Source organism: Nocardiopsis chromatogenes YIM 90109 (assembly GCF_000341185.1).
Lineage (GTDB): Bacteria > Actinomycetota > Actinomycetes > Streptosporangiales > Streptosporangiaceae > Nocardiopsis_A > Nocardiopsis_A chromatogenes.
The window spans coordinates 1-21,673 of the sequence record NZ_ANBH01000277.1 but is presented as its reverse complement, the minus strand read 5'-3'; the positions used below and the strand labels follow the sequence as shown (position 1 = coordinate 21,673).

Below are 21,673 nucleotides of genomic sequence, written 5' to 3'. Positions count from 1 at the left end.
ACCGGACAGAGGTAAGGGCATCGGCAATCCTGCGTAGCGGAATCGACGCCTTGAGGCGGATCGGGTGTCGAATCCGCCACGCAGGATGACCCGGGGGGTACCCGAGGGAGCGGAAGGCGGGGTCCGGGTCCGCCACTACCGGCCCGATGCCCGGTCCGCCCGGTCTCCCGGCGGCCGAGGCGCCTCCCGCGCCCTGCTCGGAACTCCGAACGCCGGTGCCCGTGCCTGGCACCCGCGCCCATCGGGAACCTAGGACCAGGGGTCGAGGGCGTGCTTGCCGCTGGTCCGGCCCTCCTCCAGCTTGCGCAGCACCTGCGGGCCCTCTGACAGGGGATGGACGGCGGGCGAGCCGGGCGGGTACGCGCCGATGGCGATGAGGGCCTCCAGTTCGGCGATCAGCGACCGGTACACCTCCGGGGCCGCCTCCGCCAGTGTGCCGATGTGCAGGCCCTTGACCTGCACCGGATGGGTGAAGACGAGGTCGTGCGTGCTGATGCGGGCCTCCCCCGAGGCCGCACCGAACACGACGACGCGCCCGGTGAGGGGCCGGGCGACCGACAGGCTGCCTTCGAGGGTGTCCCGCCCCACCGACTCCAGGACCAGGTCGACCCCACCGGTCCGGCGGGTGATCTCGGCGGCCAGGTCCCGGCGGCGGCGGTCCATGACCGCCTCGGCGCCGAGCGCGGTGACGGCCGCGTGCTTGGCCGGGGACGCCGTGGCGACGACCCGCGCTCCGTAGTGGCGGGCCAGGCGGACGGCGGCCTGCCCGACGCCTCCGGCCGCGGCGTGCACGAGTACCGTCTCCCCCGCCTTCACCTCCCCCAGCGGACGCAGCGCCGCCAGGGCGGTCGCCCAGTTCAGCACCATTCCGAGGGCCTGGGCATCGCTCCAGCCGGAGGGAACGGGCAGCACCCCCGCGGCCGGCATGGTCATGTACTGCGCGAACGCGCCCGGCCCGGTGCCCACGACGCGGGTGCCGACCGGGAACGGGCGCTCGACGCCCGCGCCGACGGCCGCGATCCGCCCGGCCGCCTCGAAGCCCGCCGCGTAGGGCGGCCGCGGCCCCCCTCCGTACCTGCCGCGGCTCTGCATGGTGTCGGCGAAGTTGACCCCGGCCGCGCCGACGCGGACCAGGTACTCGCCGGGGCCGGGGACCGGGCGCGGATGGTCCGTGGTGAGGACCAGGTCCTCCGGTCCCCGGCGGGACCGCTGGACCAGTGCTCGGACCGTCTGTTCGGGCGCGTGGCGCCGCTCGCCGCTGTGCGTGTGGCTCTGCATGCGCCGAACGTAGGACCCTCACACTTGCGGCAGGGTCAAGCCGGGCGCCCGGGGGCGGGGCCCCCGTCGTCCCGCGGCGGATGGCGCCGACGGGCCTCGCGCAGGTAGGCGTCGAGGCTGTCGCGCTGCCCGCTGAGGAGGGCGATGCGGGCGTCGAGCCGGTCGCGGTGGTCCTGGACCGCGCGGAGGAACTCCGCGCGGTGGGCGTCCGCCCCGGCACCGCCTCCGTCCTCCGGATCGGGCAGGAGCTCCCGGATCAGCCGCACGGGCAGCCCGGACTCCAGCAGGGAGCGGATGACGCCCACCCGGTCGAGGGTGGACGGGCAGTAGTCGCGGAACCCGTTGCCGCACCGGCCGGGGACGATCAGCCCCTCGTCCTCATAGTGGCGCAGCGACCGGGCGCTGACGCCGCTGGCTCTGGCGGCCTCGCCGATCCTCATGTCCGGCGCCAACGCCCGGCCGTCCCCGATGCTTCCCGCCGGATCAGTAGCCGACGGTGAAGCGCTCGCCGACGTGGGCCGGGGTCTCGACCTCGTCGATCAGGGCCACGGCGTAGTCCTCGGCGCTGATGCGGCTCTCGCCCTCGCCGTCGGCCACCAGGGTCTCGGTGGCGGTGCGGTAGGCGCCGGTGCGCTCGCCGGGGGCGATGTGGGCGGCGGGGCTCAGGCTGGTCCAGCGCACGTCGGACACGGTGCGCAGGAAGTCCAGGGCGTCGCCGTGGGCGTGCATGATGTCCAGCAGCCAGTCCGGCAGACCGGGGGCGTCCCAGACCTGGGAGCCGTCGGCGGTGCGGAGGCTGCCCGCGCCGCCGACCATGATCAGTCGGGGCGCCCGGTCGCCGAGCGAGCGCAGGGCCTCGACCAGGGCGCGGGCGGAGGGCTCGATGAGCGCCTTGTGGCCGGCCCCGTCGCCGCCGCCGATGGCGCTGACCAGGACGTCCTTGCCCTTGGCGGCCTCGGCGACCGCGGCGGTGTCGAGGACCTCGCCGGTGGCGACGGTGAGCCCGTCGTCCGTGCGGTCGATCTTGGCGGGGTCGCGCACGACGGCGGTGACGGTGTGCCCGCGGCGCAGCGCCTCGTCGACGATGCGCGATCCGATGGTGCCGTTGGCTCCGATGACGGCGATGTCGGCCATGGTCGGCCTCCTTGGAGGTGGTTCCGGTCGGTGTCCGCCGCCAACACTAACCATCGGTTAGCACTTACGAAAGTGCAGTACGTGCGATCTGGGTCACGGCGATGCGCGCGAAGGGGAGGTATCGTGCTCGGGTGAGTTTCGAGGACCTGGCCTACGACGTGTTCCAGCGGCGCTGCCCGTCGCGCTCGGCACTGGAGCACATCACCGGCAAGTGGGCGGTGCTGATCCTGGGCGCGCTGGCCCAGGGACCGGCGCGCTTCGGTGCGCTGCGCAGGCGTGTGGACGGGGTGAGCGAGAAGATGCTCTCCCAGACCCTGCAGACGCTGGAGCGCGACGGCTTCGTCCACCGCGAGGTGCACCGCCAGATCCCCCCGCACGTGGAGTACTCCCTGACCGCGCTGGGGCGGGACACCGCCGCACACCTGATGACGCTGGTGGAATTCCTGGAAGACCGGATGGACGAGGTCGAACAGGCGCGCACGGCCCACGACGCGCGCACGCCGCAAGAGTGAGGCACCGGTCGTGCCGCGCGTCAGGCTCCTCCGCGCCCGACACGACCGGAAGCGTCAGTCGTCGAACAGCTCGGAGGCGGAGTCCACCGTCAGCGCACGGTCCAGCCAGCAGCGCAGAACCTCGGCATCCGTGCACGCCAAAACGCGCTCCCGATCGGCCCCGGACACCTTGACGCCACGCGCCGCCAACACCTGGAGCAGCGCCTCAGCCTTGCCCTCAGCCTTGCCCTTGGCCTCACCCTGCTTGACATAGCGGTCGGTGTATGCGCTCTGGTACCGGAACGTGCGCGTGGCCATGGTCTCCTCCACCTCGTCGCGGGAATCCTCATCCAGCAGGGTCAGGGTGTACTCAGTGTATTGGGCCGCCACCTCGGGATCGATGCCTTCGAACCCTTCGAGGAGCGCCTTCAGTACNGCAGGCCGCCGCCAGCACCGCCAGCTCAGGGGAACGGGCGACCTGGGCGGGATCGGTGATCTTCGGCAGCGTGTCGGGCCCGACGACGAGCGGCTTGTACCAGTGCTCGGGCCCGACGCGGAACCGCGTGTCGTACTTGTCGGCGACGGCCTGGTCGGGGCAGACCGCGAGGAGGGCGGCGTCGCAGTCGTACCGCTCTCCGGCGACCACGGAGTACTCCGCCCACCGGCGGAACTTCTGCCGCACGAACCGGTGCTGCACCTCCACGACGATGACCATCTCGGTCCGGCCGTGGTTCTCCAATTGAGTGATCAGCAGATTGTTGAGGAGCGCCACCACCGAGTCCGCGCGGCGCTCGACCGCGACGGCCTCACCGAGGTCGGCGCACTGCAGCACCGCCTGGTCGTAGTCGGGCAGGTGCACGCCCAGGCATTCGGAGAGCAGCTGGGGGGCGAAGTCCGGGCAGTCGAGGAAGAGCTGAACCCGGGCTTGGTGCTCAGGGGAGACGGACATGGGTGGAGGCTACAAGGGGCGATGGCGCCGCCACCGAGGGTTCGCGAAATCTCGGTATATCCCCCTCTCCATTCCTGCGTTCACCGCCCGGTTCAGGTGTCGTAGCGGGACAGGTCCACATCGGCACCCGGCCCCCGGGGAGGCCGCACTCCCAGGCGGAAGGCGAGGCGCGCCGCCTCCATCCCAGCGGCGAGAGCCGCACCCCGCGCCGCCATCCCGATCCTGCCGGTGCGCGGGGCCACGAACCCCGTGGAGTACCCGCCCACGCTCTGGGAGCTCTCCACGAAACCGCGCATCGCCGCCTCGTAGGCCGCGAACGCACGCGCGTGGTCACCGTCGGCGGCGGCCAGCTCCCCGGCCAGGACCACCGCGCCGACCAGGCCCAGCACGCTGCCCTGGCCGGTCATCGGATCGGGGCAGAAGGCGGCGTCACCGATCAGCGCCACCCTCCCGGCGCTCCATCGGTCCATCTTGATCTGCAGCGACGGTGCGAAGTGGACGTCCTTGGCGTCGCGCATGGCCTCCACCAGCCACGGCACCCGCCACCCGAGGCCGTCGAAGAGCCGCTCGACGAAGGCGTCGCGCTCCTCCGGGCCGAACGCGCGCGTGTCCATGGGGCGCTCGCTGCGGAACAGGAACAACCCTTCGAGGATCCCGTTGCCGGGGAAGGCGGTGATGCCGCACCCCCGGTAGGGCCCCGGCCGGAACATCACCGTGTCGCGCACGCCGAGCGTGTTGGGGGTACTGAAGATGACCAGGTGGGTGCCGAGGTAGTGGGAGTGGTCGGCCGTGGTTCCGCCGAAGGCCAGGGAGCGCACGTTGGAGTGCAGCCCGTCGGCCCCGACGACCAGGCCGAAGCGGCGGGCCGGGCCGCGCTCGAACTCCACGTCGACTCCGCCGGGGTCCTCGTGCAGGGCGGTGACGGAGTCGCCGTAGATGCACTCGGCGTCGTCGCGCGCCCGGTCCAGCAGTGTCGCGCACAGCTCGCCGCGCCGGATCGCCAGCCCGGCGCCGTCGGCCGGGACGCTCATCCTCAGGGCGCGCTCTCCGCCGAAGGGGTAGACCTCGACATTGGGCAGGGTGCCGCCGAGGTCGCGTACACGGTCGAGCACACCGGTCCGCCGCAGGGCCTCGATCGCCGGATCGGACAGCTCGATGCGGTGGCCCCCCGCCCGCGGTTCGGGGGCGCGCTCGACGATGGTCGGCGCGAATCCCTTGCGGCGCAGCCAGTGGGCGAGGGTGGGGCCCACGACTCCGCAGCCGGAGATGAGGACGGTGGTCTCCATGGTCGCTCCCAGGGGGTGAGGGCTTTTCCCCATGGTCGGCGCCGGTGCTTACGAAGGGCTGACAGCGCTGACCGGACGCTGAGAGCGCCGTCACAGCGCGGGCTCGGCCTCCCCGGTGACACCGTCGGCCATCTCCTCGACCACGCGCAGCGCGGCGTAGTGGTTGGAGGCGCCCCAGTGGTCGTAGTCGGCGGCGTAGACCCGCTCGTCCCGCACCGCGCGCAGGTCGGCCCACACGCCCGAGCCGTAGGAGGCGGGGGCGTCCTCATAGCCGCTGCCGGAGAGCACGAACAGCACGTCGGCGTCGGCGCGTTCCAGGTTCTCGTAGCTCTCGGAGATGAAGTCGCGGTCGGCGTCGGGCTCGTCGTGGCCCTCGGGACGGGCCAGCCCCAGGTCGTCGGCGATCTGCCCCGGGAAGGAGGCCGGGGTCTCGATGCGGATCTCCTGGGGGCTCTGCAGGCGCAGCAGGGACACCTCGACGGAGGCGGGATCGCCGACCTCGTCCTCGATGCGCGCGCGGGCCTGCTCGACGGCGAGCCGGTACTCCTGCTCGGCGGCGTCGGCCTCGTCGGGGACCCCCAGGACCTCGGCGACCTCGGCCAGGTGTCCGCGCCAGGACTCGGTGCCGGTCCACTCCAGCAGGACGGTGGGGGCGATCGCCTCCAGTTCGGGGAGGGTGTCGGCTTGGGCGCCGAGGTCGGTGGAGACGCCGATGATGAGGTCGGGGGCGGCTTCGGCCAGGCGTTCCAGGTCGACGTCGCCTTCGGCGGGTGAGCCGGAGACGACGGGAGGGGCGTCGGCGCCGTCGGGCAGGAAGGGGGCGAGCCCGCCGTCGTCGGCGGAGGGGTCGCCCAGGGTGCCGACGACGTCGGTCCCCAGGCGGGTGGCGGCCGCGAGGGTGGGGCGCCACAGCACGGCGACCCGCTCGGGGTCGGCGGGCACCTCGACGGAGCCGGTGGCGCTGTCGACGGTGCGGGTATCCCCCGCCGGGGCCGGATCGGCCCCCGAGGTACACCCGGCGAGGGCGAGGACGAGGGCGGCCAGCGAGGCGGCGACGGCGGGGGACACGCGCATAGGGGTGATGCTATTCGGTTAGGCTAACCTCATCAATAGGTCAGGAGCGGTCGGCCTTCACCTCACGGAGGAGCGCGGCCCACTCGGCGCACGGGAAGGACAGGTGGCCCAGACCCCGGTTCTGCGTGTCCCTGACATGGACGGCCCCCTCCGCCTTCGCGACCTCCACACGGCCGGACTCGCGACCACTGTGCGCCGACTTGGCCCACGGCCAGCGCTCAACGTCGTTCATGCCCGCCCCCCGTCGCCATCACCGGCCGTCGCGCTTGAGCTCGCGAAGCAGGGAGACCCACTCTGCGTGGGGGAACGACATATGCCCCAGCTCTCTGTACCGGGTGTCCCGAACGAGGACTCTGGACGAGGACTCGGCGACCTCGACGCAGGTCGTCTTTCCCTGGCTGTAGCTCGATTTACGCCAGCCGTTGCGCCACTCGGTCAAAGCGACTCCCTAATCCGCACCATCATCTCGACTGAATCGACCGGCGACTGCGACCAGACCTGGAGCCGGCCGAAGGCCCGCTCAAGCTGCTGGATGAGCGACTTGTCCCGGCTCAGAGTCTCCCCGCCCGCGTGCTCGGTGCAGAGCATGAACGGCTTGTACTGCCTGTACATCAGCCGGAACGCCCCGACCGTCCAGGAGAAGTCCGGGACGCCGACAGGAAGCACCTGGATGGTAGCGGACGCATCGGCCGCCTCCCGCACCAAGCGATCCAACTGCGGACGCATCACCTCAGAGCCGCCTACGTCCGCCCGCAACACCTGCTCAGGGATGACGACCTCCAGATGGGCACCCCTCAGCGTCTCGCGCCACCCCTGGCGGGCGTCCGCAACGCCTTCGACCGCCCGGGTATCGGCCGATGGGTCGGCGTGCGAGACCAGAATCCGCGCATATTCGGGCTCCTGAAAGAACCCCGGCAGCACGAACGGGTGGAAGAAGCAGATGCGCGTCGCCTGCTTCTCGTATTCCGCGGCCTGCTCGAACCAGAAGGGTTCGTTCCGTGCCCGGTCGGCGTCCTTCCAGGCTTGGAGAAGCTCGCCGTTCGTACCGAGGGCGCTGTCGAGGGCCTGCACAATGTCCTGGTTCGGGGACCGCACTCCGCGTTCGATCTTGCTGATGAGGGAGGCCGAATACGGAACGCGGGCACCCAGTCCGTCCAGAGAGAGGTCGGCTTCACGTCGGGCTTCCCGCAGGTACTTACCGAACTGTGCCCACGCCGGCACAGGATTCTCAGGCATGTGCCGATTTTCCCATGTCCTCGTGCACCCGTCAGGACTTTCGAGTTCTCCCCCAGCACCGTTCAGTGCGATGTCTTCAGCTCTGTTCTTCCAGGTGACAGCCTCGATCACATGCGAGAGACGATCCGGGACATGCACGAGTCCGTCCGTGCCGCCGAGCGCCGACGGCAGTGGGGCCGCCTTCAGGAGCTCCAGTCCGCCCTCAAGCGGCGGGGCCTGCGCACCTGGGTCCACGGCTGGGAGGACGCCATCCGCCGCGGCCGCGACGACTACGTGTGGCACGACGGCCCACAGCCCTATCTCGCCCTCCCCGTCCGGGACGGCACCCCCGACGTCCTCGTGATCGTCGACGGCCGCACGTTCGCCTGGCTCCACTCCGACGGCCGCCTCCGCCGCGTCGACGCCGACCGCCTGGACCTGGCCGTGGACCGGGTCATCGGGACCCTCATCACGAGCTGACCCGCTCCGCCTCCTCCGGGGACGAGCGGACCAACCGCACCAGCTCCTCCAGTGCCGCCTTCAGCTCCCCCTCGCCCGGGGCTACCAGGGCCAGGCGCACCGCCGCCGGTGACCGTCCCCGCCCGACCGCGAACGCCGATGCCGGGGTCACCGCGATCCCCCGGCGCGCCGCGGCCGCCGTGAACGNCAGGTGGAACGCCCCAGGATCGGCCGTGACCGCCTCCCCCTCCAGGCACGCCGCAGCGATGCGCTGACGCCGCTCCGCCGCCTGCCGCTTGCCCTCGACCAGCCCCGCCACCGTCCCGTCGGCGACCAGCCCGGCCGCGGCCTCCAGCGCGAACCCCGTCGCCGCCCACGTCCCCGACCGCAGCGCCCCGGCCACCCGCTCCCGCAGGCGCGGCGGCGCACACGCGAACCCCAGCGTCAGCCCCGGGGCGACCCGCTTGGACAGGCTGTCGGTGACCACGGTCCGCTCCGGCGCGTGCGCGGCCAGCGGTTCGGGCCCCGGCTTGAGGAACGCGTACACCGCGTCCTCCACGGCCACCAGGTCCAGCTCCTCCACGATCCGGGCGATCCCGCGCTTGCGGCGCCCGGACATGGTCGCCCCCAGCGGGTTGTGCAGGGTCGGCTGCAGGTACACCGCCCGCAGCGGCGCCGCCCGGTGCGCCTCGCGCAGCGCTTCGGGCACCATCCCCTCCCCGTCCATGGCCACGGGCACCGGCACCACGCCCAGCCGCGCCGCGATGCCCTTGACCACCGGGTAGGTGAACTCCTCCACCGCGAACCGCTCCCCCGTCGGCACCAGCGCGGCCAGCGCCGCCGCGATCGCCTGGCGCCCGTTCCCCGCGAACAGCACGCCGTCCGGATCCGGGGTCCAGCCGCCCCTCCCGAGCAGGTCCGCGACCGCGCTCCGCAGTCCGGGGCCGCCCCCGACCTGGGCGGGACGCAGGGCGCCGCCGAGCGCCCCCGGGCGGAGCAGCCGCCGCAGCGAGGCGGCGAGCGCCTCCTCCTGCCCGTCGAGCACCAGGTAGTTCAGCTCCAGGTCGACCAGTGCCGCGCCGGGCTCGGCCAGCGCGGTGTCGGCGGGCGGCGGCCCGGCGCGCACATAGGTGCCCCGGCCGACCTCGCCCACGGCCAGGCCGCGCCGCACCAGTTCGCCGTAGACGCGGGCGGCGGTGGAGGGGGCGATGCCCCGCTGCCGGGCGAAGCGCCGCTGGGGCGGTAGGCGCTGCCCCGGCCGCAGCCTCCCCCGGGCGATGTCCTCGGCGATCGTGTCGGCGACCACCCGGTAGTCCTCCGCGCCCACTGCCCCTCGCCTCCGTCCTCGCCGCCCCGGTCTCGGAGCGGTTGCGCATTGCTCCGAGAGCATTCCAGATCATTGCTCCGAGATCGAGCGCGGGCCTAGCGTCTGCTCCGCGGGCCCACACGCCCTCCACCGCTCACCGCCCCACCGGGAGGTCCCCGCCCATGCCCACAGCGCCCGAACGCGGCGTCCCCTCCGCCACCGCCGTCCCCGCCACCGGCGGCGAGCCCGCCCTTGACGACCTCGGCCCGGAGGACGGCCCGCCCGTCCTCCTCTTCCACGGCCACCCCTTCGACCGCTCCATGTGGCGCCCCCAGGCCGAACGCCTCGCCGCCGCGGGCCACCGCGCCCTCGTCCCCGACCTGCGCGGCTACGGCCAGGCCCCGTCCGAGGCCCACACCACCCCCTTCGAGGAATTCGCCCGCGACGGCGCCGCCCTGCTCGACCGCCTCGGCCTGGGCTCGGCCGTCGTCGGCGGGCTGTCCATGGGCGGGCAGATCGCCATGGAGTTCCACCGCCTCTTCCCCGACCGGGTGCGCGGGCTGCTGCTCGCGGCCACCTCCGCCCCGCCGGAGACCCCCGAGGGCCGCGACCGGCGCGACGCCGCCGCCGACCGTGTCCTGGCCGAGGGGATGGACGCCTACGCCCGGGAGCTGCTCTCCGGCATGCTCGCCCCCGCCACCGCCGAGCGCGACCCCGGCCTGGCCCGGTACGTGCTGGAGATGATGCGCGCCGCCCCACCACACGGCGCCGCCGCCGGGCTCCGGGGACGCGCCCGGCGCGCCGACCCGCGTCCCTCCCTGGCCCGCGCGGCCGTGCCGGCCATGGTCGTCGTCGGCACCGAGGACCCCTTCACACCGGTGGAGGAGGCGCGCGCCATCCGCGAACTCGTCCCCGGCGCCCGCCGCGAGGTGCTGCCCGGCACCGCCCACCTGCCCAACCTTGAGGACCCCGAGGGGTTCGGCCGGGCCCTCGACTCCCTGTTGGAGACAATCGCCCCATGAGCACCGACAAGCACACCGTCTTCATCACCGGCGCCAGCTCCGGATTCGGCGCCGCCATCGCCCGCATGTTCGCCGGTGAGGGCCACCGGGTGGTGGCCGCCGCGCGCCGCGCCGACCGGCTCGCCGCACTGGAGAAGGAGCTGGCGCCGCTGCTCCACCCCGTCACCGTGGACGTGCGCGAGCGGGACTCGGTCGTGCGTGCGGCCTCTTCGCTGCCCGCCGACTTCGCCGCCGTCGACGTGCTGGTCAACAACGCGGGGCTGGCCCTGGGCCTGGGACCTGCGCACGAGGCCGACCCGGACGAGTGGCAGCGCATGGTCGACACGAACTGCGCGGGGCTGATGAACTGCACCCGCGCGCTGCTGCCGGGCATGGTCGACCGGGGGCGGGGCCACGTGGTCAACATCGGCTCGGTCGCGGCCCACTACCCCTACCCGGGCGGGAACGTGTACGGGGCGACCAAGGCGTTCGTCAGCCAGTTCAGCCGCAACCTGCGGGCCGACCTGCACGGCACAGGCGTGCGGGTGACCTGCGTGGAGCCCGGCCTGACCGGCGGCACCGAGTTCTCCGAGGTGCGCTTCTCCGGCGACACCGAACGCGCGGCCGCGCCGTACGCCGGGACCGACCCGCTCACCCCGGAGGACGTGGCCGAGGCGGTGCACTGGGCGGTGTCCCAGCCCGCGCGGGTCAACATCAACACCGTGGAGATGATGCCGGTGGTGCAGAGCGCGGGCCCACTGCGCATCCACCGCGAGGGGTGAGGGGGCGGTCCCGGCCTTGGTCCGGGCGCCTGCGCCCCCGGACCGAGGAAGGTCGCCGGTAGGGCGTCCCCGGTCGCCCGGCCTGCCCGGCTCCGGATCCGCACACCGCAGGCGACCTCGGAGCCCCCCCGCCCAACGGCCGCTACAAACGCGCACGACCACCCGCCCGGACCGATCTCGCCGCACGCCAGAAAGCCGCCGGACGGCAGGCAGGCCCGGGGCGCCCCCGGACACGGCGAGGTCACGGCCGGGAGCGATGCCGCGCGCCGATGTGGGCATCGACCTGCGCGCGAACGGCCTGCGCGGCTACCGGGAGGCGCTGGGCGGCGTCGACGCGGTGGTGAACGCCGCCGGTGCCGAGGATCCCGCCCTCGGCGCCGCCTCCACCGAGCGGGACGCGGTCTTCATCGACGCCACCGCCACCGCGTCCTACGCCGGGCCCCGTCGGCACGTGCCGACGGGGCCGCCTTCGCGTATAGTATTCGGAAACGAATAGTCGGTTCCGAATACGGAGGTCTCCGCATGCCCGCCCGAAGCGCGGCCGCCAACCCGCTCTCCCTCGCCGTCATGGGCCTGCTCCTCGAAAAGCCCATGCACCCCTACGAGATGATGTCCACCCTGCGCGAGCGCGGCCTCGACTCGGCCTTCCGGCTCAGCACCGGCACCCTCTACGACACCGTCCGCGCCCTGCTGAAGAACGGCCTGATCCGCGACGCGGGCACCGTCAGCGACGGCAACCGCCCCCAGCGCACCGTCTACGCGCTCACCGACACCGGCCGCACCGCCTTCACCGAGCGCTTGGACGCGCTCATCCGCGTCCCCGCCGACGACGAGTACCCCAAGTTCGTCTCGGCCGTCGCCTACATCGGCGCCCTGGGCACCGATGCCGCCGCCGACGCCCTCACCGAGCGCGCGTCCCGCCTCGCCGAGCGCGCCGAACGGCTCGAAAGCGGCCTCGCCTCCGCCCTCGGCGACTCCGGCCTGCCCCGCCTGCACATGATCGAGGCCGAGTACGCCCTGCACATGATCGCCGCCGAACGCCAGTGGGCGCTGGCCACCGCCGAAGAGCTCCGCTCCGGCAGCCTGTCCGCCGACGGACCCGGCGCTGCGTCCGACACCATGTCCGACACCGCGTCCGACACCGCCTCCGGCGCCGCGTCCACCGATACGGGGAACCTGTCCGACCGCCCGGAGGCCCACCGATGACCCGCTCCCTGACCGCCGACGTCCTCATCGCCGGGGCCGGTCCCGCCGGACTGCTCCTGGCCGCCGAACTCGCCGCCGAGGGCGTGGACACCCTCATCGTCGAGCGCGACCCGCAGCGGCCCCGCCGCTCGCGCGGCTTCTCCCTCAACGCCCGCAGCCTCGACCTGCTCGCCCGCCGCGGCCTGGCCGCGCCGTTCCTCGCCGAAGGCCACCCCGTCCCCCACGCCCCCTCGGTCGGCCTCCCGGTCACCGCCGACCTGCACGGCGCCGCCACCGACCACCCCTTCACCCTGGGCATCCCCCAGTCGCGCGTCGAGGAGATCCTGGAGGAGCACGCCCTGGCCCAAGGCGCCCGCCTGCTGCGCGGCCACCGCCTGCACGCCCTGCGCCACGACGCCGAGGGCACCACCGCCCTCGCCACCGCCGCCGACGGGTCCGCCGACTCCCCCTCCCCCGTCGAGGTCTCCGCCGCCTACACCGTCGGCTGCGACGGCGGCCGCAGCACCGTCCGCAAGCAGACCGGAATCGGCTTCCCGGGAACCCCCGCCACCACCTGGCACCTCCTCGGCGACATCGTCCCCGCCGACCCCGGCGACCTTCCGCCCGGCCCGCACACCGGCCCCGGCGGCACCGTCCTCGTGCTCCCCCGCCCCGGCTACGTGCGCGCCATGCTCACCGACCCCGCCCCGCCCCACGACCCGCACTCCCCCGTCTCCCCGGCGCTCTTCGCCGACGCCCTGGAACACGCCCTGGGCCGCCCCGTCCGCATGGCCGACCACATCTGGCTCACCCGCTTCGGCGACGCCGCCCGCCTGGCCGAGCGCTACCGCGACGGCCGCGTGCTGCTCGCCGGGGACGCCGCCCACATCCACCCGCCCGCCGGGGCCGTCGGCGTCAACGTCGCCCTCGAAGACGCCCACAACCTCGGGTGGAAGCTCGCCCGCACCGTCCTGGGCACCGCCCCCGACGGCCTCCTCGACACCTACGGGGCCGAACGCCGCCCCGCCGCCGAGCGGGTCCTGGCCCACACCCGCGCCCAGGCGCTCCTGGGCCGCGACGACCCGGACCTGCGCCCCCTCGCGGACCTGCTCGAAGACCTGCTGTCCCGCCCCGGGGCCCCGGCCGCGCTCGCCGAGACCCTCCTCGGCCTGGACACCCGCCACCCCATGGGCGCCGAGGACCCCGGAGCCCACCCCTGGCTCGGCCGCCTGGCCCCCGACCTGGACCTGGTCGCCGAGGGGCGCCGCGTCCGCCTGTCCGAGCTGGTCTCCCGGCGGCGCCCGCTCCTGGTGACCCTCAACGGCGCCGACGCCCCCGACGGCGCCCGGCAGGCCGGGGTCCGCACCGTCGACGCCCACTGCGCCGCCGCCCACGGCGCGGCCGCGCTGCTGCTGCGCCCGGACGGCCACACCGCGTGGGTGCGCACCGCCGACGGCCGCCAGACCGGCGACCTGCGGAACGCCGTCGCCCGCTGGTGCGGAGAATCCGATGGCGGCGCCCCCGAGCCCACTGCCAGACTGCGCGCGTGACCGACACCGACACCGAACCCCGCGTGAAACTCCTCCTCGGGCAGCTCGACATCGCCTGGGCGCTCTTCGAGCACCACCTGGAGGGCATCGACGACCGTGCCGCGCTCTGGGAGCCCGCCCCCGGCGCCTGGAGCGTCCGGCCCGGGCCCGGCGGCGCATGGGCGCCCGACTGGCAGGCCCCCGAACCCGACCCGGCCCCGCCCGTCACCATCGCCTGGACCATGTGGCACATCGCTTACTGGTGGACCACCGTGCACGAGGTCTGCTTCGGCGGCGGCGAACCGCCCGAGCGCACCTCCATCACCTGGCCCGGGAGTGCGGAGGCGGCCGCCGGGGAACTGCGCGGGCTGCACGCCGCCTGGCGCACGGCGCTGGAGGGGGCCACCGCCGCCGACCTCGACTCGGCCGACCGGACCGCCGCCCTGCCCTGGGAGGTCGAGATGCCCCTCGGCGACGCGGCGGGCTGGGTCACCGTGGAGCTGGCCAAGAACGTGTCCGAGATCGGCCTGCTGCACCACCTGTACCTCAACCGCCCCGAAGCGCGGCCCCGGGACTCATAGGGCGCCGGTGGAGAACGCCCACAGGGGCAGCAGCAGGTCGAAGACCGTGACGGCCAGGAACAGGACGTAGACCACGGCCCGGGAGACCCGGTGCACCACCCGGTCGAACCGCTCGACCGGGCCGTGGGCCCCGTCCTCCATGCCGTCCTCGTCCCCGTGCGCGCGCACCACCCAGAACGCGGCGGCCGCGGTGGCGGCGACGGCGGCCACCAGGATCGCCCACAGGTCCCACGCCCCCAGGCCGACGGCCCGCTCGACGGGCGCCCGGAAGAAGAGGAGGAGCGGGAGCGACGCGACGGCGACGGTCCCCGCGCCCGCGACGACCGCGGTGGCCGCCAGGCCCGTGACGAACCCGAGGACGGGGAACCGCACCGCGAACCGACGGGGAAGGGGCGTGCGGGGCGCGGGCGCGTTCTTCTGCGGTTCACCACACATGGCGGCCTCCCAGGGGTATGGGGTCCCACAGTATTGCGCCGCGCTCTGACACCGGGGGTCCCCCGAGGCACAGGGGCCACTTGGCCGCTGGTGGTCACGCTCGGCGGCTCCACCGTCAAACGGTGCGCAGGCTCCGCCCGGTCACGCCCGCAGGCCGTCGATCGCGGCGTCGACCGCGGCCAGGGCCGCCTCCTTGTCGGGACCCGCCCTCGACACGAGCGAGAGGCCTTGGACGACGTACAGCAGCAGCCGGGCCTGGGCCTCGGGGGCGGCGCTGTCGGTGACCTCCCCGGCGGCCTGGGCACGGCGCAGTGCGTCGGTGACGATGTCGGTGAACCGGCGGTAGGAGCGCGTGACGATCTCCGTGGCCTCTCCGTCGTACGGAACGAGTTCGGCGGTGGTGTTGCCGACGAGGCAGCCGTGCGGCATGCCGGCGTCGGAGACCAGCTCGTCCAGCCGCGCCGGGTGGGTCAGGATCTCGCGGAGCGCCGGCACCGTGCTCCGCGTCGACGGCGGCATCGGAGAGCTCGCCTACTAGGGCGTGTCCGCCCCCGAACGTCGGCCTCCGATGGTAGGGGTGGGCCGAGTTCGCCGCCCGGCCCCGACGCCCAGGAGGACCCCCGATGCGCAAGGTCACCTATTCGCTGACGGTCTCGCTCGACGGCTACATCGTCGGGCCGGACGGGGGCTTCGACTGGGCGGCGCCCGACGAGGAGCTGTTCCGGTTCGCCACCGACGAGGTCCGGGCGCTCGGCGTCCACCTGCTGGGGCGGCGGCTCTACGAGACGATGCTCTACTGGGAGGACGCCGAGTGGCGGACCCCCGGCCGGGACCGCGCGCTCGACCCGCCGCTGCTGGAGTTCGCCTCGGTGTGGAACCCGCTCCCGAAGGTGGTCTTCTCCACCACCCTGTCGGAGGTGCGGGGCAGCGCGCGCCTGGCCTCGGGCACCGTGGCCGAGGAGATCCGGCGGCTGCGGGCCGAGCCGGGCGGGGGCGACATCGCGATCGGCGGCGCCACCCTCGCCGCCGAGGCCGCCGCGGCGGACCTGATCGACGAGTACCGGGTTCGGGTCTGCCCGGTCCTCGTCGGCGGCGGCATCCCGTACTTCCCCAGGAACGAGCGCCATGTGAACCTCGAACTCGTCGAGTCCCGCACCTTCGACTCGGGGGTCGTCTTCCTCCACCACCGCGTGGTGCGCTAGGAGGACGCCGAGGGCAGGTGCCGCCCGAACCAGTCCGACGCCAGCTCCGCCACCCGGTCCAAGGCCCCCGGCTCCTCGAACAGGTGGCCCGCGCCGGACACGACCTCCAGGGCGCTCTCGCAGGCCAGCTCCTCCCGTGCCCGCCGGTTCAGGTCCAGCACCGCCGTGTCCTCCCCGCCGACGATCAGCAGGGTCGGCGCCCGCACCGCCGCCAGCCGGGCACCGGCCAGGTCGGGGCGGCCCCCGCGGGACACCACGGCGCCGATCCCCGACGGCGCGTCGGCCGCCGCGACCAGCGCGGCCGCCGCCCCGGTGCTGGCACCGAAGTACCCCGTCGGCAGGTGCGCCGCCTCCGGCCGGGCTCCCAGCCAGTCGGCGGCCCCGCGCAGCCGCTCGGCCAGCAGCCGGATGTCGAACACCAGGTCCCGATCCTCCCCCTCCTCCTCGGTGAGCAGGTCGACCAGCAGGGTGCCCAGCCCGGCGCCGTTCAACAGCCCGGCCACCCGCACGTTGCGGGGGCTGTGCCGACCGCTGCCGCTTCCGTGCGCGAAGACCACCGCTCCCCGCGCCCCCTCGGGCACGGTCAGGCGCCCGCCCAGGCGCACCCCGGCCGCCTCGGCCTCCACCTCGGCGTCCACGGCCTGCGCTGCGGACGGCCCGCGCTCCCGCAGCAGCTCGGTGACCTCCTCGTCGGTGGTCTGGGCGAAGTCGGCGTACCACTCGCCCACCGCCTGGAACCACGTCGGCGCCGACAGGAACACCACCTCGTCGGCCTCCCGGGCCAGGGCCTCCAGGGCGGCGGGCGCGCCGACCGGCACCGCCAGCACCACCCGCACCGCCCCCTGTGCGCGGGCCACCCGGCACGCGGCTCGGGCGGTGGAGCCGGTGGCCACCCCGTCGTCGACCACCACGGCGGTGCGCCCGGCCGGGGAGGAGCGCGGCCGCCCCTGGCGGAACAGCGCCGCCCGCCGCTCCAGCTCGGCGCGCTCGGCCCGCTCGACCTCCTCCAGCGCGTCCTCGGTGACGCCGTGTTCCCGTACGACCCCCTCGTTGAGGATGCGCACGCCGCCCTCGCCGATGGCGCCCATGGCCAGCTCCTCGTGGCCGGGCAGGCCGAGCTTGCGGACGGCGATGATGTCCAGCGGGGCGCCGATCTCCTCGGCGACCCTGTAGCCCACGGGGACGCCGCCGCGCGGCAGCGCCAGCACGATGGGCTCCTTGTCCGCCTCGCCGCCGCGCGCGAGCCGCTGCCCCAGGCGGCGGCCGGCGTCGTCGCGGTCGTCGAAGGCGCGCTGTGTGAAGGTCATGGCCGCATCCCCCTTCACCGGGAGTCCTGCCCGACCAGGCGGAGCGAATGCCCGATTTCACTACCTTTACAATGAAGATTCGGCATCTGCCCGCGTGGCCCCGGTGCCATGGCGAGCGCTCCCGGACCACTCCCCCGGGGCACCGCGTTGATGGTGGCGGGCTGGCCCCCCACCTGCACGGCGCCCGCCGGTGCCCCCGTGGAGATCTCCGGCGCGGCCGCCGACGTGCTCCGCCGGGGCGCCGACGGGCGGCGGCGGTCCAGGGCGCCCCCTACGGCACCGCCCTCTCCCCCTCCCCTGCGCCCGGTCCCGATCCGGGCTCCGCGCCCGGCGGGAAGGCGTAGCGCAGCAGCGCCACACCGTTGCCGAACACCCGCTGCTCGACCAGGTCCAGCGCCCTGAGCCCGTCCCCGCCCGGGAAGAGGAGGCGCCCGCCGCCCACGAGCACCGGGTGCACGTACAGCCGGATCTCGTCGACCAGGCCCAGCCGGAGGAAGGCGCCGCTCAGGTCGGCACCGCCCAGGTACAGGTCGCCGTGGCGCTCCTTGAGCCCCTGGACGTGCTCCGGGTCCACCTCGCGCACGACGGTGGTGTTCCACCCGGCCCCGGTCAGCGTCCGGGAGAAGACGTACTTGGGCTTCTGGCGCCACATGCGGGCGAATTCGACCATCGGCCCGGTGCTCTCGGGGTCGGCGTCGGCCCCGGGCCACACCCGGGCCTCCAGCTCGTACCCGACCCGGCCGGAGATGAACGCCCCGGCGGTGCGCAGGACGCCGTTGAAGTGCGTGTGGAGTTCGTCGTCGACCATGTGCCAGGCCAGGCTGCGCCCCGGCCCCTCCATGTACCCGTCGACCGACACCGATGACATCAGAACGGCCTTTCCCATGCACCGACGCTAATGCGCACGGGTGACGTTCGCGGGGACCCACCCGGTGGCGGGGCGTCGGCGCCGGGGCCTGAGCTCCGGGCCCAGCTCCCGCCGGGCCCGGAGCTCAGGGCAGGAAGTCCAGGAAGGCCTCGCGGCCCGCGATCCGGCCCAGCATCGGCAGCCCGGTCGTGCGGGTCCACCGGAGCCGGTCCACGACCCGGTAGGCGACCCCGGCGATCTCGGCGGGCGCCGTCGGCGGCACCCGCAGCACCACCGCGTCACCGCGCGCCGGGCGCTCGGCGGCGAGGTAGGTGACCGCCTCGCCCGCCCGGCCGCCGCCGGTGCGCACCTCGATGCGCAGCAGCCCGAACCGCTCCCCCTCGCGCGCCGACCAGGCCTGCGACGACCCGCTCAGCTCCTCCAGCAGCAGCGCGTGGCGGACCGTGGCGGGCGCGTCCGGCCCGGGTTCGCCGAAGGGCTCCCCTTCGCCGTCGGGGGGCGGCACCACGGGGCCGCCCGGTCGCAGCGCCTCCACCAGCGCCGCCGCCCCGGTCCCGGCGTCGACGCGGACCCGCCGCTCCCGGCCGCCGGGCCAGGAGGCGATGAGCGCGGGGCGCTCCCCGGTGAGGTCGACGGTGTGGACCAGGAGCCCGTGCGCGGCGCCGGCCCGCTGCACGTTCGCCAGCCGGTACAGCAGCGGGGCCCACCACTCGCCGCCCGACCAGGACNGGGGGGGGCCGCCCGCCGGGGCCGCCGAACGGCCCGCCCCGTCGGCGCCGCCCGGACCGCGATCGGTGCCGCCGGGACCGCGGTCCGCACCGCCGCCGCCTCCGGCGGCGCCGTGGCCGTCGCCCGTCGTGCCCATGGCCTCCTCCTCGGCCGCCGTGGAGGGATCGGAGAGGGCGGTCTCCCGTCTGAGCCCTTTGAGGAGCCCTCCCAAGGCGCCGTTCCGGGCGGCCCGGTGCCGTCCGGCGGGGCGGTCCTTCGCACCTGCTCCCCTTGTCGTCTCTGCGTTCATCGGCCCTGTCGTCATCGATTCCGGCTTTCATGGTCGAATCGCATGGACAATGCCCCGCGACCGTAAACAGGGGGCCGCGGGGTGGACAGGGTCGAGAGTCCATGGACCGTTACCCCGAGTAGTCCCGGCTGCGCCCACCTGCCGGGGTGAGGCGGAAGGAGGGGGTCCTGGCCGACTCCGGCCACCGATGCGTATGTCCTTTCATGTGCAGCCTCATACGGCGGCCCCGAGCCAGAGGGAGACCGCGACGGGGGCCAGGTAGAGGAGCGGCGCGGGGATGTGGGCGTAGCTGCGGGCGCGCAGGACGGTGATCTCGGCACCGATGAAGTACAGGACCAGCCCGACCGCCGCGGCCGTGCCGACGGCGGGGACCAGGAGGCCGACAAGCAGGCCCAGGGCCCCGGCGCCCTTGGCGGCGCTCAGCCACGGCCACCAGGTGCGGGGGACGCCGTAGAGCTCCATGGCCCGGACGATCCAGTCGGCCTCACGGAAGAGGACGACGGCGGAGAAGCCCACCATGGCGGCGGCGAGCACGGTCACGGCGGTGTAGGCGATGGTCATCCCGGACGCTCCTCGGGTACCGGCGGCCGCCCTTCTGCGGCCGTCCCTCTCACCGGCTTGACGGAACGCACCGGACGGACGTGACCGGACGCGCTGCAACGCGATTTCCTCGCCCGCGGCCCGGTGGGCGTGGGACCGTTCCACTTCGCCGAGCGCGTGGGCCACGACCGCATCGTGCTGGCGAAGAGCCCGGATTGCTACGCCGCCGACGAGGTACGACCGGGCCCACGGCCCCAACCGGGCCGCTGACTCAGAGCGCGCTCTGCCCGGCGCCCGTGGAAACTGCTGCGGCGCCGCGTCCGCGGACCGTCAGGGGGTCCGCCCCGCCCCGCCTGTCCTCGCGGCGTCGCCGAAGGTTCGCACCATCGCGTCCCAGCCCGCCATGGCGGCGTCGATGACCGCCTGCACGCGTTCGGGGTCCGCGCCGTCGCGCGCCTGGACCGACAGGCCGTGGAGCACGGTCAGCGCGTAGTCGGCCAGGACATCGGCGTCGGCCCCGGCGGGCAGGTCGCCGTCCTCGGCCCCCCGGACGATGCGGGCGCGCACCTTCGCGCGGTCCTGGCCTCTGAGTTCGGCCAGGTGGCGGCCGACGTCCTCGTGCCCTTCGGACAGGTTGATGCCGGAGAGCACCACCATGCAGCCCGGCGGCGTGCCGGGATCGACGTAGGCGTCGGCGTTGGCGCGCAGCATCTCCTCGACGGCCTCGCGGGCCGTGGGACGCAGCATCGCGCGGTCGGTGGGCGAGTTCTCGGGCGCGTTGTAGGCCGCCACGGCCTCGCGGAAGAGGGCGTCCTTGGACCCGAACGCGGCATAGAGGCTGGTCGGGGTGATGCCCATCGCTGAGGTGAGCATCGCCAGCGAGGTGCCCTCGTAGCCGTGCTCCCAGAAGAGCCGCATGGCCGTCCGGAGCGCGGCGTCCCGGTCGAAGCGGCGTGGCCGTCCGCGTCCCGCCACCGCCCTCACCGCCTTCCTTGACACCCGAGGCCGATGCTAGCAATTATGTAGTGATCACTACATAAAAAAGCCCGGAAGGACCCCCCGATGAATGTCGCAACCGGAACGCTCGACGGACGGACCGCCCTGGTCACGGGCGGAAGCAGGGGAATCGGGGCGGCCACCGCCGCCCGGCTCGCCGCCGAGGGGTGCGCCGTCGCCCTGACCTACTCCGCCTCCCCCGACCGCGCCGGGAAGGTGGTACGCGGCATCGAGGAGGCGGGCGGCACGGCGGTGGCGCTGCGCGCCGACGCAGCCGACCCCGGGGCCGTGACCGCCGCCGTCGACGACGCGGCCGCCGCACTGGGCTCCCTGGACGTGCTGGTGAACAACGCCGGTGTCTTCCCCTACGGCGACATCTCCGAACTCACCCTTGAGGACTACGAGGCCACGATGGCCGTGCACGTGCGCGCGGTGTTCGTCGCCAGCCGGGCCGCATTGCGGCACATGGGCGAGGGCGGCCGCATCATCAGCATCGGCAGCAGCCTGGTCGAGCGGGTCCCGGCGCCCGGCATCAGCCTCTACGCGATGAGCAAGGCGGCGCTGGTCGGGTTCACGAAGGGGCTGGCGCGGGACGTGGGGCCGCGCGGGATCACGGTGTCGGTCGTGCACCCCGGCTCGACCGACACCGAGATGAACCCGGCGACGGGTGAGCACGCCGACGAGGAGCGGGCGCTGACCGCGCTCGGCCGCTACGGCAGGGCCGAGGAGATCGCCGCGACCGTCGCTCATCTGGCGGGGCCCGGGGGTGCGTACATCACCGGCACCTCGATCACGGTCGACGGCGGTGTGACGGCATGAGCCGGGGAGTCGGCGCCGGACCGGGTAGTGAGGCGGGCATGGACAGCGGCACCAGCGCCGACGCGGGCACCGGTGAAGGCGTCGCGTCCGAGCGGCGGAGGCCCGGCCGCCGTCACCGCTCGACGGGGTGGTCCTGGGCGGTGCTGGTGGCCGCCGGTCTCCTGGAGATCGTGTGGTCGCTCGCCCTGAAGAAGGCCGGGGGACTGAGCCGCCCCGGG

The 21,673-nt window shown here is 74.3% G+C and carries 26 protein-coding genes and 1 pseudogene; 11 read left to right on the top strand and 16 right to left on the bottom strand.

The window, feature by feature from the left end:
* Nucleotides 1-249: 249 nt before the first annotated feature.
* Genes D476_RS0125275 through D476_RS0125265 form a run of 3 tightly spaced genes read right to left on the bottom strand, consistent with a single transcriptional unit; the run spans nt 250 to nt 2,412 of the window.
* Nucleotides 250-1,278 carry an NADPH:quinone oxidoreductase family protein gene (locus D476_RS0125275; RefSeq protein WP_017626702.1) on the bottom strand — a complete coding sequence of 343 codons (1,029 nt, stop codon included), beginning with the start codon at nt 1,276-1,278 and terminating at the stop codon, nt 250-252.
* Between the two features lie 35 nt (nt 1,279-1,313).
* The gene (locus D476_RS0125270) at nt 1,314-1,718 is read right to left on the bottom strand and encodes a MerR family transcriptional regulator (RefSeq protein ID WP_017626701.1); all 405 of its coding nucleotides are present in this window, start codon (nt 1,716-1,718) and stop codon (nt 1,314-1,316) included.
* Nucleotides 1,719-1,761: 43 nt separating this feature from the next.
* Complete coding sequence (locus D476_RS0125265; RefSeq protein ID WP_017626700.1) at nt 1,762-2,412, bottom strand: NAD(P)-dependent oxidoreductase; 651 nt, start codon at nt 2,410-2,412, stop codon at nt 1,762-1,764.
* A gap of 131 nt (nt 2,413-2,543) precedes the next feature.
* Here D476_RS0125265 and D476_RS0125260 point away from each other — a divergent pair, with 131 nt between their 5' ends.
* The gene (locus D476_RS0125260; protein ID WP_017626699.1) at nt 2,544-2,924 is read left to right on the top strand and encodes a winged helix-turn-helix transcriptional regulator; all 381 of its coding nucleotides are present in this window, start codon (nt 2,544-2,546) and stop codon (nt 2,922-2,924) included.
* Between the two features lie 54 nt (nt 2,925-2,978).
* Here D476_RS0125260 and D476_RS39390 read toward each other — a convergent pair whose 3' ends face one another.
* The 6 genes from D476_RS39390 to D476_RS0125230 form a co-directional block, all read right to left on the bottom strand.
* A complete protein-coding gene (locus D476_RS39390; protein ID WP_239648823.1) occupies nt 2,979-3,293 on the bottom strand; it encodes a hypothetical protein in 315 nt (104 codons plus the stop codon).
* 651 nt (nt 3,294-3,944) lie between these two features.
* Nucleotides 3,945-5,138 (bottom strand): FAD-dependent monooxygenase, encoded by a 1,194-nt coding sequence (locus tag D476_RS34495; RefSeq protein ID WP_017626698.1) that lies wholly within the window; start codon nt 5,136-5,138, stop codon nt 3,945-3,947.
* Nucleotides 5,139-5,228: 90 nt separating this feature from the next.
* Nucleotides 5,229-6,212: an ABC transporter substrate-binding protein gene (locus tag D476_RS0125245; RefSeq protein WP_017626697.1), complete on the bottom strand. Its 984-nt coding sequence runs from the start codon at nt 6,210-6,212 to the stop codon at nt 5,229-5,231.
* A gap of 40 nt (nt 6,213-6,252) precedes the next feature.
* The gene (locus tag D476_RS0125240; RefSeq protein ID WP_017626696.1) at nt 6,253-6,444 is read right to left on the bottom strand and encodes a DUF397 domain-containing protein; all 192 of its coding nucleotides are present in this window, start codon (nt 6,442-6,444) and stop codon (nt 6,253-6,255) included.
* Nucleotides 6,445-6,462: 18 nt separating this feature from the next.
* Nucleotides 6,463-6,651 (bottom strand): DUF397 domain-containing protein, encoded by a 189-nt coding sequence (locus D476_RS0125235; RefSeq protein ID WP_017626695.1) that lies wholly within the window; start codon nt 6,649-6,651, stop codon nt 6,463-6,465.
* Entirely contained in the window at nt 6,648-7,559 is a 912-nt protein-coding gene (locus D476_RS0125230) for a helix-turn-helix domain-containing protein (protein WP_152529428.1), read from the bottom strand. The genes D476_RS0125235 and D476_RS0125230 overlap by 4 nt, the downstream gene beginning before the upstream one ends.
* Here D476_RS0125230 and D476_RS0125225 point away from each other — a divergent pair, their 5' ends adjacent.
* Nucleotides 7,560-7,907, top strand: a complete 348-nt coding sequence (locus D476_RS0125225) for a hypothetical protein (RefSeq protein ID WP_152529427.1) — start codon at nt 7,560-7,562, stop codon at nt 7,905-7,907.
* Here D476_RS0125225 and D476_RS0125220 read toward each other — a convergent pair.
* Nucleotides 7,897-9,276: an aminotransferase-like domain-containing protein gene (locus D476_RS0125220; protein WP_449289416.1), complete on the bottom strand. Its 1,380-nt coding sequence runs from the start codon at nt 9,274-9,276 to the stop codon at nt 7,897-7,899. The genes D476_RS0125225 and D476_RS0125220 overlap by 11 nt on opposite strands.
* A 98-nt stretch (nt 9,277-9,374) precedes the next feature.
* Between D476_RS0125220 and D476_RS0125215 the strand changes: the two genes are divergently transcribed.
* The 6 genes from D476_RS0125215 to D476_RS0125190 all read left to right on the top strand — a co-directional run bounded on the left by D476_RS0125215 (nt 9,375) and on the right by D476_RS0125190 (nt 14,270).
* Nucleotides 9,375-10,214 carry an alpha/beta fold hydrolase gene (locus D476_RS0125215; protein WP_017626691.1) on the top strand — a complete coding sequence of 280 codons (840 nt, stop codon included), beginning with the start codon at nt 9,375-9,377 and terminating at the stop codon, nt 10,212-10,214.
* On the top strand, nt 10,211-10,975 hold the full coding sequence (locus tag D476_RS0125210) for an SDR family NAD(P)-dependent oxidoreductase (protein WP_017626690.1): 765 nt from the start codon (nt 10,211-10,213) through the stop codon (nt 10,973-10,975). Before D476_RS0125215 ends, D476_RS0125210 begins: the two co-directional genes overlap by 4 nt.
* Before the next feature lie 256 nt (nt 10,976-11,231).
* Entirely contained in the window at nt 11,232-11,471 is a 240-nt protein-coding gene (locus D476_RS0125205; protein WP_017626689.1) for a hypothetical protein, read from the top strand.
* 26 nt (nt 11,472-11,497) lie between these two features.
* On the top strand, nt 11,498-12,181 hold the full coding sequence (locus D476_RS0125200; RefSeq protein ID WP_017626688.1) for a PadR family transcriptional regulator: 684 nt from the start codon (nt 11,498-11,500) through the stop codon (nt 12,179-12,181).
* Complete coding sequence (locus D476_RS0125195) at nt 12,178-13,710, top strand: FAD-dependent monooxygenase (RefSeq protein WP_017626687.1); 1,533 nt, start codon at nt 12,178-12,180, stop codon at nt 13,708-13,710. Before D476_RS0125200 ends, D476_RS0125195 begins: the two co-directional genes overlap by 4 nt.
* A complete protein-coding gene (locus D476_RS0125190; RefSeq protein WP_017626686.1) occupies nt 13,707-14,270 on the top strand; it encodes a DinB family protein in 564 nt (187 codons plus the stop codon). The genes D476_RS0125195 and D476_RS0125190 overlap by 4 nt, the downstream gene beginning before the upstream one ends.
* Here D476_RS0125190 and D476_RS0125185 read toward each other — a convergent pair.
* Nucleotides 14,265-14,705, bottom strand: a complete 441-nt coding sequence (locus D476_RS0125185; RefSeq protein WP_152529426.1) for a hypothetical protein — start codon at nt 14,703-14,705, stop codon at nt 14,265-14,267. The two genes, D476_RS0125190 and D476_RS0125185, sit on opposite strands and share 6 nt — an antisense overlap.
* A 141-nt stretch (nt 14,706-14,846) precedes the next feature.
* On the bottom strand, nt 14,847-15,200 hold the full coding sequence (locus D476_RS34490; protein WP_017626684.1) for a TetR family transcriptional regulator C-terminal domain-containing protein: 354 nt from the start codon (nt 15,198-15,200) through the stop codon (nt 14,847-14,849).
* 128 nt (nt 15,201-15,328) lie between these two features.
* Between D476_RS34490 and D476_RS0125175 the strand changes: the two genes are divergently transcribed.
* On the top strand, nt 15,329-15,907 hold the full coding sequence (locus tag D476_RS0125175; protein WP_017626683.1) for a dihydrofolate reductase family protein: 579 nt from the start codon (nt 15,329-15,331) through the stop codon (nt 15,905-15,907).
* Here the strand turns inward: D476_RS0125175 and D476_RS0125170 are convergent.
* The 4 genes from D476_RS0125170 to D476_RS0125150 all read right to left on the bottom strand — a co-directional run bounded on the left by D476_RS0125170 (nt 15,904) and on the right by D476_RS0125150 (nt 20,615).
* Nucleotides 15,904-17,214, bottom strand: coding sequence for a phosphoribosyltransferase family protein (locus D476_RS0125170; protein ID WP_017626682.1), 1,311 nt, complete (start codon nt 17,212-17,214; stop codon nt 15,904-15,906). The two genes, D476_RS0125175 and D476_RS0125170, sit on opposite strands and share 4 nt — an antisense overlap.
* 271 nt (nt 17,215-17,485) lie before the next feature.
* Nucleotides 17,486-18,100, bottom strand: a complete 615-nt coding sequence (locus tag D476_RS34485) for a dihydrofolate reductase family protein (protein WP_051061839.1) — start codon at nt 18,098-18,100, stop codon at nt 17,486-17,488.
* A gap of 1,213 nt (nt 18,101-19,313) precedes the next feature.
* Nucleotides 19,314-19,661, bottom strand: a complete 348-nt coding sequence (locus D476_RS0125155) for a DoxX family protein (protein WP_017626680.1) — start codon at nt 19,659-19,661, stop codon at nt 19,314-19,316.
* 309 nt (nt 19,662-19,970) lie between these two features.
* Complete coding sequence (locus tag D476_RS0125150) at nt 19,971-20,615, bottom strand: TetR/AcrR family transcriptional regulator (RefSeq protein ID WP_040727064.1); 645 nt, start codon at nt 20,613-20,615, stop codon at nt 19,971-19,973.
* Nucleotides 20,616-20,702: 87 nt separating this feature from the next.
* Here D476_RS0125150 and D476_RS0125145 point away from each other — a divergent pair, with 87 nt between their 5' ends.
* The gene (locus tag D476_RS0125145; protein ID WP_017626678.1) at nt 20,703-21,455 is read left to right on the top strand and encodes an SDR family oxidoreductase; all 753 of its coding nucleotides are present in this window, start codon (nt 20,703-20,705) and stop codon (nt 21,453-21,455) included.
* A 38-nt stretch (nt 21,456-21,493) separates the two neighbouring features.
* Nucleotides 21,494-21,673, top strand: a pseudogene (locus D476_RS39385) (hypothetical protein); the annotation flags it as partial.

Coding starts and splice junctions, on each gene's coding strand:
- D476_RS0125240 (WP_017626696.1), bottom strand. CDS start 6,444: ATGAACGACGTTGAGCGCTGGCCGTGGGCCAAGTCGGCGCACAGTGGT.
- D476_RS34495 (WP_017626698.1), bottom strand. CDS start 5,138: ATGGAGACCACCGTCCTCATCTCCGGCTGCGGAGTCGTGGGCCCCACC.
- D476_RS0125265 (WP_017626700.1), bottom strand. CDS start 2,412: ATGGCCGACATCGCCGTCATCGGAGCCAACGGCACCATCGGATCGCGC.
- D476_RS0125270 (WP_017626701.1), bottom strand. CDS start 1,718: ATGAGGATCGGCGAGGCCGCCAGAGCCAGCGGCGTCAGCGCCCGGTCG.
- D476_RS0125195 (WP_017626687.1), top strand. CDS start 12,178: ATGACCCGCTCCCTGACCGCCGACGTCCTCATCGCCGGGGCCGGTCCC.
- D476_RS34485 (WP_051061839.1), bottom strand. CDS start 18,100: ATGGGAAAGGCCGTTCTGATGTCATCGGTGTCGGTCGACGGGTACATG.
- D476_RS0125205 (WP_017626689.1), top strand. CDS start 11,232: ATGCCGCGCGCCGATGTGGGCATCGACCTGCGCGCGAACGGCCTGCGC.
- D476_RS0125245 (WP_017626697.1), bottom strand. CDS start 6,212: ATGCGCGTGTCCCCCGCCGTCGCCGCCTCGCTGGCCGCCCTCGTCCTC.
- D476_RS0125170 (WP_017626682.1), bottom strand. CDS start 17,214: ATGACCTTCACACAGCGCGCCTTCGACGACCGCGACGACGCCGGCCGC.
- D476_RS0125215 (WP_017626691.1), top strand. CDS start 9,375: ATGCCCACAGCGCCCGAACGCGGCGTCCCCTCCGCCACCGCCGTCCCC.
- D476_RS0125275 (WP_017626702.1), bottom strand. CDS start 1,278: ATGCAGAGCCACACGCACAGCGGCGAGCGGCGCCACGCGCCCGAACAG.
- D476_RS0125155 (WP_017626680.1), bottom strand. CDS start 19,661: ATGACCATCGCCTACACCGCCGTGACCGTGCTCGCCGCCGCCATGGTG.
- D476_RS0125175 (WP_017626683.1), top strand. CDS start 15,329: ATGCGCAAGGTCACCTATTCGCTGACGGTCTCGCTCGACGGCTACATC.
- D476_RS0125210 (WP_017626690.1), top strand. CDS start 10,211: ATGAGCACCGACAAGCACACCGTCTTCATCACCGGCGCCAGCTCCGGA.
- D476_RS0125145 (WP_017626678.1), top strand. CDS start 20,703: ATGAATGTCGCAACCGGAACGCTCGACGGACGGACCGCCCTGGTCACG.
- D476_RS0125185 (WP_152529426.1), bottom strand. CDS start 14,705: ATGTGTGGTGAACCGCAGAAGAACGCGCCCGCGCCCCGCACGCCCCTT.
- D476_RS0125225 (WP_152529427.1), top strand. CDS start 7,560: ATGCGAGAGACGATCCGGGACATGCACGAGTCCGTCCGTGCCGCCGAG.
- D476_RS0125200 (WP_017626688.1), top strand. CDS start 11,498: ATGCCCGCCCGAAGCGCGGCCGCCAACCCGCTCTCCCTCGCCGTCATG.